Origin of the sequence: Nostoc sp., from assembly GCF_036917575.1 — a bacterium.
Lineage (GTDB): Bacteria > Cyanobacteriota > Cyanobacteriia > Cyanobacteriales > Nostocaceae > Nostoc.
The window spans coordinates 1-12,184 of the sequence record NZ_JBALDC010000053.1; the positions used below are offsets into that span (position 1 = coordinate 1).

The window sequence follows — 12,184 nt, forward strand, 5'->3', positions numbered from 1 at the left end:
CCCAGTAATAGAAGCATACTCAGCCGCAAACACGGCACGATCAGATTTTGGGGATATTTATCAATCATCGCACTGGACTATTTTTTGTTAGTAACTATGGGATTATACGGGAACTGCTTTAGATGTGAATCTTACTTCATCTTTTGTCGCCAAAGTTGATATCTTGAGTAAATCTCAATTTAAAAGCTAAATCATCTAGTTATTGCAGACTTAAAAGTATCAATGGGATATAGCAGTTTTCTTTTGCATAAAGTATAAAGCTACGGATTTTGAGGCAGGAGGCAAGAACTCTTTATATCTAATGCATGAGTCCTGCATTTTATACCTCAGTTACTTGCTCACTCCTGTATTTTGTGAAATCAATTATGCGTTGCCCAAAATCCTTAGTAGATCAAATTCATCTAGTCGAAGGTTTTCCGTTAGCGTCGTGTCTTTGTTAAGAGAAGGGTATTGTGTCTACGTCATTTTCAGTTTTATATCTCACTCTTCACTCGATACCGCTTTCCTTAAACATTCCCATCAATTTACGTTTCCGAGCGTGGGTTTGCATCAAGTTTTCCCGATAGCTTAACCAGTCAGCTTTCTTCCCAGATTCTAGATAGGCATTACGCGCCTTTTTCAACCATTCAACCGCATAATAGTAGTATTCGGCTTTACCTGCATCCATAATCTTTTCAGCACGGCGACGAGCATTGTCAATCACCCAACCAGGATTATGAAGGATAGCGACATCCATAACTCGGTGAATTAACTCTAAACGATCAGAACTTAGTTCACTAGCGATCGCAATTGCCTCATCAATTAGCCCCTCATGTAAGAATATATCCACCTTGGCTGATTCTGTTCCCCAACCATTATAAGTACGGACAATTCTCAGCAAGTCTGTTTTGACACTTTTCCAGTTTTTTCCAGCCAATTGTGCCATCCTTTGGTAGTCCACAAAGGAGGGCTTTACTTGAAAAGCCGCCTTGATTACTAATAAAGCAGCTTCACTATTACCCAACTCAATAGCTAAATCACTTGCCCAAATTCCCAATTCGTACTGACAATTACCTGGTAAATTTAATCCACTCTCGGCTATATCTAGTGCTTGCTGTAATGCCCCCTGAACGCTGAATCTTTTCGCTAGGGCAAAGGCTTCTTCCATTGAGTTCATCTGGCTTTGAGCAGCATCAATTGCTTCTTCTACCCTGCCTAAACGCCCCAACATTGTCAGATATTGCTGAGTTTGCCCTTCTGCTTCTGCTAAATATAAGTATTCTTGATAACGTTCTTGACGTTCGAGAATTTTCAGACGAATTAATGCCAAATCATCAGCATAATCTGGCACATCTTCTTCCCAAGCTCCTCTTTCAGTAATGTTACCTTGGAGAACTTGTAGCAATGGTGGATAATTCCAACCTTGGCGTAAAGCTTCCATAACTAGACCAAAATCAGCATTCCACTCATCCTGCCAAGCTTCTAAATTTATTTGAATATCAACTTTTTCTTCTGGAGTAAGTTCGGTGATCAAAATTGCTTCACACCAAGCATTATTTAATTCAGCGACAATTTCATCGTTTTCAGCGCCATATTTGGCAACATCATCCCAATTTTCGACACAGGTAGAAGTAATCGCTGACAAAATAGCGATCGCATTTTCACCTTCTCCCCGTTCGCTAAAATTAACCGCAGTTTGGACTACACTTAGCAAATCTTCACCAATCGGGTCTTCTTCATATCCCTCCTCAAAGTAGCGCACAGTATCCTTGAGAATCTGCCGTACTTGCCGCCGAAACAAAGTGGGATCGAGAGTATTGCGGCGCACGAATTTTATAGTTGTTTGGTTGTTAACAGGATTCGTCATCCATCTGATATGACGATCAATCGCCTCAATTAGGGGCGGATATTCTGCTACCAACTCTTGCAGCAGCCTTTGAGTTTCGATATGATCCAGGCAATTTAGTAGTTCTTCAAGGGTGGGGCGCTGCTCAATTTTTTCTGAGTTACGCGCACAAACGAGCATCGTCGCTACAATGTGTTTGCACCACCCTTCATAGTCGTAGGCACAGGTGCATTTTACTGAGGTTAACCCACTGCTATCAAAATTCAGGTTGACATGATAAGGTCTAGCTTCGGTGCCTAGAACATTTGCCTGAAGCAGATGACCACGTTGGATAACAACATCAACAGCACCAGCGTTATAATATGCCTCGCCCCGCTGGAAAGATTTGGCGTTGGCATGACGGCGGATAGTAAATTCACTAATTTGGGGAATAGACATCGAGCGATCGCCTGCGTAAATCTTCTGGATCAATCCTAAATCCAGCTTAGTGTTAGGCTAACGCGCTGTAAAGAAAAAGGTATGGAGAGTGGGGACTGGGTACAAAGAAAGAATTATTGAACAAGTCTCTCTTTAAAGTTCTAATGCCTACGGTAGGCGGGCTGCGCCAACGCCGCCAGCCAACGCTCATACTTCTCTTTTTGTCTTCCCCTTTTACACTTGAGTATTAAAGATTTGATGTACAACGGTTCAGCTTCTTCATTATCAGGCAAATACTCACTTAATTTATTGCCGCTTTTCTGAGAAAAGCAACCCATATAATGAAAATATCCATATTTTCGCCAGAAGTGAGTGAATCATAATTTGAGTTAGCAATACTCGAACCTGAAATCAGTGAACAGTTAACAGTAAACAGTCCTGATAATCTAAGATTAGGGATTTAGAGTTCAGCGATAAAACTAATAACTGATAACTGTTAAAAGGGTTGCGCTGATTGTCGGTCAAGTTGAGAATAAATAGGCGAAGCACACGGGGAAACTAACGTGAGTCAAGGATATGATTACGATTTAGTAATTATCGGCGCTGGTGTAGGCGGACATGGCGCAGCCTTACACGCCGTGAGTTGTGGTCTGAAAACAGCGATTATTGAAGCTGCCGATATGGGAGGAACCTGTATTAATCGGGGTTGTATTCCTTCTAAAGCGCTGCTGGCAGCATCTGGACGTGTGCGGGAGTTACGCAATGCCCACCACCTCAAGTCATTAGGAATTCAAATTGGTAGCGTGGAATTTGATCGTCAAGCGATCGCCAATCATGCTACCAATCTTGTCTCGAAACTTCAAGGCGATTTAACCAACAGCCTCAAACGTCTAGGAGTCGATATCATCAGGGGTTGGGGAAAAATCGCTGGGGCGCAAAAAGTCTCTATTACTGGAGACGGTGGTGAAAAAACCATTACAGCCAAAGACATCATACTTTCTCCAGGTTCAATTCCTTTTGTGCCTCCAGGAATTGAAATAGACGGCAAAACTGTCTTTACTAGCGACCAAGGTGTGAAGTTGGAATCACTACCAGAGTGGGTAGCAATTATTGGCAGTGGTTACATCGGCTTGGAATTTTCTGATATTTACTCAGCTTTGGGTTGTGAAATCACCTTAATTGAAGCCCTCGATCAGTTAATGCCAGGATTTGACCGCGACATTGCCAAACTTGCTGAACGGGTACTAATTACTCCCCGCGATATTGAAACAAAAGTGGGGATATACGCCAAAAAAGTTATTCCCGGTTCACCTGTGGTAATTGAATTAGCAGATTTCAAAACTAAAGAAGATGTAGATGTCATCGAAGTAGATGCTTGCTTGGTGGCTACAGGACGCATCCCGGCGACCAAAAATCTTGGTTTAGATTCTGTGGGTGTAGAACTTGATCGGCGCAATTTTATCCCAGTTGATGATCGCATGGCAGTGCTATCAGCAGGTGAAGTCGTGCCACATTTGTGGGCAATTGGCGATGCTAATGGAAAGATAATGTTGGCACATGCGGCTTCTGCTCAAGGCATCACCGCGGTAGAAAATATAGTTGGGAGGGAAAGAATAGTAGACTATCGTAGTATCCCCGCAGCGGCGTTTACCCACCCAGAAGTCAGTTATGTAGGCTTAACAGAAACAGCAGCTAAAGAGTTAGGACAAGCCGAAGGGTTTGAAATCGCCACTAGTAGGAGTTATTTCAAAGGAAATTCCAAAGCGTTGGCAGAAAATGAAGCCGACGGTATTGCCAAGGTGATATATCGCAAAGACACCGGAGAAGTCTTAGGAGTCCACATTTTCGGACTGCACGCCTCAGACTTAATCCATGAAGCGTCAGCGGCGATCGCAAACCGTCAATCTGTCCAAAGTCTCGCACATCTAGTTCACGCCCACCCAACACTCTCAGAAGTTTTGGACGAGGCTTATAAAAGAGCGATCGCCAGTTAGGGATTGGGTACTGGGTACTGGGGATTGGGAAGAATTTTACCCCAATCCCTAGTCCCCAATCCCTAGTCCCCAATCCCTAATCCCCAATCCCTAGTCCCCAATTATGCAAATCCGTCGCCGTTCACCTAACCCAGCTATTTCCGTGTCCATATTACGTTATCAGGCTGCCGTACCTGATGCAGCGCCAAACAATATTTTGGAAGAAATTGTCTGGCAGAAAGAAGTAGAAGTTGACCAAATGCGTGAAAAGCTGCCTTTACGAGAATTGCAAAATCAAGCACTCTCTGCGCCACCAACCCGTGATTTTGTTGCTGCTTTGCGTCAAGGTAAGACAAAGCCAGCATTGATTGCCGAAATTAAAAAAGCTTCACCGAGTAAAGGCGTTTTACGAGCAGATTTTGACCCAGTAGCGATCGCCCTGTCTTATCAGCAAGCCAAAGCTAGCTGTCTTTCTGTACTAACAGATGTCAAGTTCTTTCAAGGTAGTTTTGACAATTTAGCCAAAGTTCGAGCTGCTGTAGATTTACCTTTATTATGCAAAGATTTTGTCATCTATCCTTACCAGATGTACCTAGCGCGAGTTCATGGTGCAGATGCTATTTTATTGATTGCAGCTATCCTCAGCGATCAAGATTTGCAATACTTTCTCAAAATTGCTAACAACCTGAAAATGGCAGCCTTGATTGAAGTCCATAGTTTGGCAGAACTTGACCGTGTATTAGCATTAGATGGAGTCTCCTTGGTAGGAATTAATAATCGCAATTTGGAAGATTTCTCTGTTGATCTGCAAACTACTTGCCAACTTTTGCCAGCAAGGGGTAGCCAGTTGCAAGAGAAAAACATCCTAGTTGTCAGTGAATCAGGACTACACAACCCAGAAGATTTGAGTTTGGTGCTGACAGCAGGTGCATCTGCTGTATTGATTGGAGAATCTTTAATAAAACAACCAGATCCAGGCGCTGCGATCGCCCGTATATTACCGAGGAATTTTTAAAAAAAACACCACTCCTGCCTGAAAATATGCAGGGCTGTACAAAAGAGTTGAATAACTGAGCGCACTATGCGTACACACGCAGCACTTTGCCATCAAATATCATCAATATCTTTGCCAAATCTTTATTGCTAATCAAATCAAAGCCATAAGTAACTAGTTATTTAGTATGTAACAATTTATTCACAAGAAACAAACTGTGAATAATACAAAATCCCAAATATGAAATCAAAATTTAACTTCATGGAGCAAATTCCTCTACCTTCGCCTATTCACTACGAACTTATACTTCAACTTTTAGAAAGACAAACTATGTTAGCAGTTAATGATAATCCAGATTTACGGCATCAGGTGAATCAGCTAATTATTACTCTGCGTAAAGCTGCTGTACAGCAAAAGCGACTAGAAGAAATTTGTGAGTTTTCCTCTGTAAGCATAGATCACCGTTGGTCAATCAACCATCATAACGGTAGCAAAGTTGTTGCCCCAGATTGAAAAAATAGTCATCTTTATAATATTTTAGTTTTGAGAGAGTTGATCTTGATTTAGATAAAACTGTAGATCAGTTAAAATAAAATATTGATGAGATGCTCTCTCGACTTTAACGAAAGATGAAATACAACAGCATTGATCAACTCCTCAGAAATAATCAGGCTTGGGTTGCCGAAAAGTTAGCTTTAGATCCAACTTACTTTCAAGAATTATCTAGTGGACAAACACCACCTTTTCTATACATCGGGTGTTCTGATAGTCGTCTAGCATTAACAAAGTTTACCCGTACAGAACCAGGAGAGTTATTTGTACATCGTAATATTGCCAATCAAGTCTCTCTAACGGATATAAACTTTTTAGCTATTCTAGAATACGCAATCTTACACCTGAAAGTAGAACACATTATCGTTTGTGGTCACTACGATTGCGGAGGAATTAAGACAGCTTTAGAAGGGAGAACTATCGGAATTCTTGATAACTGGGTAAATCCGATTCGGGAACTGTATCTAGAGAAACAAGAACAAATTGATGCCTTGCCAACAAGAGAAGAACGTCTGAATCGCTTGGCAGAAATCAATGTTGTGGCGCAAGTGAAAAATATTTACCAAACTTCCATCATGCGCCAGGTACTTTATCAGCGAAAAGCGCCTATGGTTCATGGCTGGGTACTAGATATACGTACTGGCTTAATCAAAGATTTAAAGGTTCCAACTGTGCAATGGCAATTGCACGTCTGCCCCTTGCTTCTAGAGTTAAGACTCTATGCCATGTTATAAAGTTAAAGTTAATGAGGTTTTTTTCGGCACACAAGAGCTTAAATTAGAGACTAGATCAATATTGTTTTTACAACTTTTATTTAAATATCAGGTTTTATTGGGCAGTGTCTATATATATTTCAAAAATAAAGTGGTATTCTTAAATATTTTTATTTAATTAAAGTTACGAATACAAAATAGTTAATTTTATGAACTTTATTATAGAGGCAATTTATCAATTGCCTCTATAATCATTACTAACACAGATATTGGTATGCTCAACCTACTTATAAAAATTATTTCTTAGCAATTATCCATATTGCATGAATAATCCCAGGAATGTAACCAAACAGTGTCAAAAGTATATTAATCCAAAAGTCTATACCAAAACCTACTTGTAAAAAAACTCCCAAAGGTGGTACGAAAATGGCACACAGAATCCGAACTAAATCCATTTAAATCCTCCTATTCATCTCAGAAAAGACAGCTTGTCGGTAAACTAATTTACCACTGTTCAAGCATATTTGTACCTCTCAAAGATAACATTCACTCTCTTAATCTAGATTGCAGTTTAGATACGGTAAACCGCACTCAAGATTAGCCACCACTAATTTTGGCTTTGTAACCTAGCTTAGTCAAAATCTCGACAATTTTCTGTTTGTGTTCGCCCTGAATTTCAATTTCGTTGTCTTTAAGTGTCCCACCCGTCCCACACTGGGTTTTCAACTGCTTCACTAAATCTGCTAATGTTTCCGGTTTGGCTTGAAAACCGCTAACAACTGTGACAGTTTTGCCTTTGCGTCCTTTGCGGGAAGCCTGTACTTTCAGATTTTGTTGTTGTGGGGGCAGTTCTGGAATTGGTCTTTCTGTGGCGGCGGAGTTGTCGTTGCCGAATTCGCGGTAGACAAAGCTTTTATTAGAAGATTGAGAATTGGAAGAAGACATAAAATGAATGTTTAAGAAAATTTAAAAGGCAGTGGAAACTTCTACGCAACCATTCTGCTGGAATATCAATTTATAGGCTAACATTAGACATCTATACATCATAACCAAACTGACGTAATCCTTGTTTATGTAAAAATATAGATTTAAATGGTTGAACTGATTTATAAAAATGGTATATATGTATAATTAAACATAATCTATACCTAAACCATCTCAAACTCTAATTGATGACTCTTGAGAAAATCATGGGTGAAATGATCCACCATATTTGTATCAGCTAGTTCCAAATTATAAAAATCCACAGCTTCATGGTCAAAATGGGGACCAGAGTGCCAAGTACCCTCATGTAGCTTAATAAAACAATTCCCCGGAATCCAGAAAGCAGCAATCTCTTCTAATGCTGGTTCATTCATATCATTATCAGGAGGACAAACTGCAATTAGCCAATCTTTCCCTTCCAAAGAACCTAGACATTGAGTACATTGCACATGGCGAGTGATTTTGTGGAACTTTCGCCCTATCTTTTCCAACCGCATAATATAAAATCGTGGAATCCCGTTTTGCAGGTTTAACTGGGCATCTTCACCATCATAAGTTTTACCATCAAGACTTGCAAAAATCACCTGTCCATAACGCCGAAAGTTTTCAGAAGTCACCCATTGTACTTGTAATTGTTGTATTGCCTTTGATGTGTTCATATCAAATCATTAAGAGAGATTATTTAGGTTTATTTTCACCAAAAATGACTGAATTTTACACAGTCACAATGGTGATTTCCTAAGTTTAAATGCCCTAAATTGTAAAAAATTAACCTCAACTAGCTAGATAACTACGTACTTGTTCCTTTTGGCGTCGGAGGAGACTGAGAGCTTTTTGTTCTATCTGACGCACACGTTCTCGACTAATACCCATGCGATCGCCAATCTGTGCTAAAGAAAGTTCATACCCATCCGTTAGACCAAAGCGCAAGGTTAATATTTCTCGTTGCTGAGGAGATAGCTTTGCCAATAAGTCTTGTAAGTCTTGGTGGAGAGACTCTTCAACGGCATAATCCTCAGGAGAAGGGCCATCATCCTCCAATATGTCCTGCAATTCTGTATCTTGTTGTTCACCAACTCGCGCCTCTAGAGAGAAGGGTTGACGGGCTAAGTACAAACACTCTCGGACTTGGCTAGGTGTCAAAGATAAAGCAGTGGCAATTTCAGCAGTAGTAGGAACGCGACCTAACTGTTGAGATAATTCTCGCTGCACTCGTTTAATTTTGTTCAGTTTCTCAAAGACATGGATAGGTAGACGAATTGTACGTCCTTGTTGAGCGATCGCCCGTGTAATTCCTTGACGAATCCACCAGTAAGCATAAGTAGAAAACTTGTAACCAAGAGCAGGATCAAATTTATCCACTCCTCGTTCTAAACCTAAAGTACCTTCTTGAATTAAATCCATAAATTCTAGGTTCCGATGCTGGTATTTCTTTGCCACAGCTACCACTAATCGGAGATTAGCCTGAATCATTTTCTGCTTGGCTTGGTGTCCTAAATTTATTTGTTGCTCTAGCACCTCAATATTTAAGTCCACACAATCTGCCCATTCTTGCAGCGTCGGTTCATGATTTAATTTCACAGCCAATTCTTCCTTAGCAGTCAGTAAATTCATCATCTCCTGCACTTGTTGGGCAAAAACAACCTCTTGTTCGCGAGTCAACAAATCTACACGCCCGATCTCTTGCAGATAACTACGTACAATATCATCTGTAGCTCGAGGCTTTTTATCTGTGGCTAAACTTTTTTTCTTCGTTTTTTGAACTTCTGTATGTGGAGATGTTAAGCTGCTCATGATTATTTGCTCCTCTGTAACCTCATCAATTTATTGGTATCAAGTCTAGATATTCAGACCCACAGCCATTTCACACTGCTAATCAATAGATATTTTGTAAAAATGCTTATATACGTCATCCCTCAATCTCCTTCCTGCTTGTAAGGAGGGGATACAAAGCTACACTTTGGCGGGGTGGGGTTCTTAATTTATCATTTATGCTAGAGGTCTAATCAATTTGCAACACTGATGAATTCTGGTCTATGATACATTACAAGTTAATTGTTGGAGATAATAAATCCAAATCAACCTACCCCTTAATATATAACATCACCAGTCATAAATCAATTATCTAAAGTATTATTTGCATATCTTTTGAAGTAATTATATTTTTTTATAACTAATTTTTAAATATTATAAAATATAATTAATAATTAAATTGAGTCTAGTTCTCCAATGTTATTACCGAAACCCATAAAAAATCCTGAACAATATTTTTATTAACAAAATATAAACTATTAATATTAATTATATAAATATCATCAAGACTTTAGTTATTAAATTATTAGTCTGTTTTTGAATACTTTATATTTAATCAAATCCAATTTGATTAAATATAAAGTATTCATTTGATACCTCACTTTTTTGTAAGATAATCTAATCATATCAAGCCATTTGGATAGCAGGCAATCATTAAACATGAAAAAAAGAACTTCTTTTGCTTTGCTTTTTTAATAACAGTTTTTTTTAAGAAACTAGTACAGTGCGGCGTAAATAAACAGACCATTAAATAGCCAAAACTTTGCCCTTATATGTCCACTTAAAAGGTTTAGCCATTGTTTGATTAAAGTAGTTGATAAAGTTTAGAATTCGATTTTTTAAATCATCCTGACTGAGGAAACTGGCTCTTTTGAGTAACTTGCGAACCAAAATACTGAACCAAATCTCGATTTGATTGAGCCACGAAGAATGTTTAGGCGTGTAATGGAACACAATTCGGTGTATTGGGTCACTCAAAAAAGTAGCGCGGGATTTCATTGATTTCAGGATGCCACTTTCTCCCTTAATACCCAAGTCGATATGCAGACCTTCTTTTTCTGCAACCAAATGAACCAGAGACTCAGACTGATGAGTGTTCAGACAGTCCATAATCAGATTGCATTTTTTAGCCTGGGGGTCAGTTTCAATCGTTTGACGAATATGAAGGGCAAAATCAACTTCTGTTCTTGTATCTCCACAGGTCGGCTCGATAATTTGACCAGTAGCAACATCAAAACTGGCAATTAAGCAATGCGAGCCATGACGAATATATTCAAATTCCCTTCTTTCGACTGTACGAAAAATAGAAATAACTCGCTCCCTTCAGGTAGAAAAATCCCGTAAGAGGATGTCTGAAAAGTCAGAAAGCCCACGTAACTGTATCCTGTCATTAGAAAAAACACTTAAGTATGACAGAGTTACGAGAGCCATGAATCCATCGTACCCAAGTAATCTGACTTCTGAGCAGTGGGAACTACTATTAAGGCTAATTCCTGCGCCAAAAACAGGTGGTCGAAAACGTAGTGTTGATATGCAAGCGATCGTTAACGCTATCCTCTACATCTTGTGTGTAGGTTGTGCATGGCGAATGCTGCTAAATGACTTTCCCAAGTGGAAAACTGTGTATCATTACTTTCAGCAATGGCGAAAAGATGGAACATGGTTTGAAATTCACTCTTGGGTTACGTTTATGGGTAAGGGTAAGTCAAAACCGAGAAGCATCTCCCAGTGAGGCAATTATGGACAGCCAAAGCATTGAAACTGCCAACTTTGATATCGCAAGAGGTTGGTTATGACTCTGGCAAAAAGATTAAGGGACAAAAACGCCATATACTTGTTGATACACTTGGTTTACTCATCGTTGTTGTCATCACTGCTGCCAATGTTAGCGAGCAAGCAGGTGCCAAACTAGTTTTTTCCAAACTCGATCAAGTCCGCGTAGGCGTAGCCTGCCGTAGGCATCGCTTCCGTCGCTTAATCACAATTTAGGTTGATGGCGGCTATCGTGGTAAGGGTTTTCAGCATTGGGTGATTGATATCTATCGATGGATTGTAAGTGTTGTCACCCGCCACGAAGAACAGAAGGGTTTTGTTGTATTACCCAAACGCTGGCTTGTTGAGAGGACATAGGGTAGGTTTAATTGGTGTCGACGATTAAGTAAAGATTATGAAATCTTACCGGAAACGATAGAAACCTTGAAATACTCTTATTAACAGGACTTACGCACAGGTAACGGAAAATCGAACCACAAAGTACGCAGAGAAGCCAGTGCGCCCTTGCGGTTAAGAGACTTGTTCGCGCAGCGTCTCCCCTTGGGAGAAGCAACTGGCGCGGCACAGAGAAATAAGAGTTTCAGAGAGTTTTTGCGTAAGTCCTAATTAAAAAAGTTCCTATATCAAAATTTAGTAACGGTGACAGTTGTTATAGCAACCGCCATATTGATTAGGATGTAGACTGTAAAGCAGTTTAGAATCTTGCCTGAGCCATGGCCAAACCATACAGCTACGATGATCTCCGACGCAAAGTAATCGATGCTATTGAACTAGATGGGATGAAACGGTGCGAAGCAAGCGTTTACTTCCGAATCAGTCGTAATACTATTAACCTATGGCTTCAGCGTAAAGCCGAAACCGGAGATGTTAAAGCTAAACCTAGACAGCGTACAGGCCATAGTCACAAAATCACTGACTGGGAAAAGTTCCGAGCATTTGCACAAAAACACCGCGATCAGACCCAGGTAGAGATGGCACAATTGTGGGATAGTGACATCAGCGATCGCACTATCTCAAGGGCACTGAAGAAGATAGGCTATACGCGAAAAAAAAGACCTACGGCTACCAGGAACGCGATCAGCATAAACGATCTGACTTCGCTCAAAAACTAGCGACTGTGGAGACAGAGCAGATTGTCTAC

11 protein-coding genes and 2 pseudogenes are annotated in these 12,184 nt (G+C 40.1%); 6 read left to right on the plus strand and 7 right to left on the minus strand.

The window, feature by feature from the left end; genetic code table 11:
* Positions 1–487: 487 nt before the first annotated feature.
* Positions 488–2,263, minus strand: a complete 1,776-nt coding sequence (locus tag V7K79_RS16040; protein WP_335049011.1) for an SWIM zinc finger family protein — start codon at positions 2,261–2,263, stop codon at positions 488–490.
* A gap of 140 nt (positions 2,264–2,403) precedes the next feature.
* Entirely contained in the window at positions 2,404–2,580 is a 177-nt protein-coding gene (locus V7K79_RS16045) for a hypothetical protein (protein WP_335049003.1), read from the minus strand.
* A gap of 225 nt (positions 2,581–2,805) precedes the next feature.
* On the opposite strand from V7K79_RS16045, the gene lpdA reads away from it, so the two are divergent.
* The 4 genes from lpdA (at position 2,806) to V7K79_RS16065 (ending at position 6,495) form a co-directional block, all read left to right on the plus strand.
* Positions 2,806–4,236 carry a dihydrolipoyl dehydrogenase gene (lpdA, locus tag V7K79_RS16050; RefSeq protein ID WP_335049004.1) on the plus strand — a complete coding sequence of 477 codons (1,431 nt, stop codon included), beginning with the start codon at positions 2,806–2,808 and terminating at the stop codon, positions 4,234–4,236.
* 103 nt (positions 4,237–4,339) lie between these two features.
* The gene (gene trpC, locus V7K79_RS16055; RefSeq protein WP_335049005.1) at positions 4,340–5,230 is read left to right on the plus strand and encodes an indole-3-glycerol phosphate synthase TrpC; all 891 of its coding nucleotides are present in this window, start codon (positions 4,340–4,342) and stop codon (positions 5,228–5,230) included.
* 240 nt (positions 5,231–5,470) lie between these two features.
* Positions 5,471–5,722, plus strand: coding sequence for a DUF5340 domain-containing protein (locus V7K79_RS16060; protein ID WP_265273732.1), 252 nt, complete (start codon positions 5,471–5,473; stop codon positions 5,720–5,722).
* Between the two features lie 116 nt (positions 5,723–5,838).
* On the plus strand, positions 5,839–6,495 hold the full coding sequence (locus V7K79_RS16065; RefSeq protein WP_335049006.1) for a carbonic anhydrase: 657 nt from the start codon (positions 5,839–5,841) through the stop codon (positions 6,493–6,495).
* Between the two features lie 275 nt (positions 6,496–6,770).
* On the opposite strand, the gene V7K79_RS16070 is transcribed toward V7K79_RS16065, so the two are convergent.
* The 5 genes from V7K79_RS16070 to V7K79_RS16090 all read right to left on the minus strand — a co-directional run bounded on the left by V7K79_RS16070 (position 6,771) and on the right by V7K79_RS16090 (position 10,581).
* Positions 6,771–6,929, minus strand: a complete 159-nt coding sequence (locus tag V7K79_RS16070; RefSeq protein ID WP_335049007.1) for a YqaE/Pmp3 family membrane protein — start codon at positions 6,927–6,929, stop codon at positions 6,771–6,773.
* A 142-nt stretch (positions 6,930–7,071) separates the two neighbouring features.
* Positions 7,072–7,419 carry a translation initiation factor gene (locus tag V7K79_RS16075; protein ID WP_335049008.1) on the minus strand — a complete coding sequence of 116 codons (348 nt, stop codon included), beginning with the start codon at positions 7,417–7,419 and terminating at the stop codon, positions 7,072–7,074.
* A gap of 203 nt (positions 7,420–7,622) precedes the next feature.
* Complete coding sequence (locus V7K79_RS16080; RefSeq protein ID WP_335049009.1) at positions 7,623–8,117, minus strand: ureidoglycolate lyase; 495 nt, start codon at positions 8,115–8,117, stop codon at positions 7,623–7,625.
* A 115-nt stretch (positions 8,118–8,232) separates the two neighbouring features.
* Complete coding sequence (locus V7K79_RS16085) at positions 8,233–9,252, minus strand: RpoD/SigA family RNA polymerase sigma factor (RefSeq protein WP_335049010.1); 1,020 nt, start codon at positions 9,250–9,252, stop codon at positions 8,233–8,235.
* Positions 9,253–10,017: 765 nt separating this feature from the next.
* Entirely contained in the window at positions 10,018–10,581 is a 564-nt protein-coding gene (locus V7K79_RS16090) for a transposase (RefSeq protein WP_335049012.1), read from the minus strand.
* Positions 10,582–10,699: 118 nt separating this feature from the next.
* Here V7K79_RS16090 and V7K79_RS16095 point away from each other — a divergent pair.
* Positions 10,700–11,484, plus strand: a pseudogene (locus tag V7K79_RS16095) (IS5 family transposase).
* Positions 11,485–11,756: 272 nt separating this feature from the next.
* A pseudogene (locus V7K79_RS16100) lies at positions 11,757–12,184 on the plus strand (IS630 transposase-related protein); the annotation flags it as partial.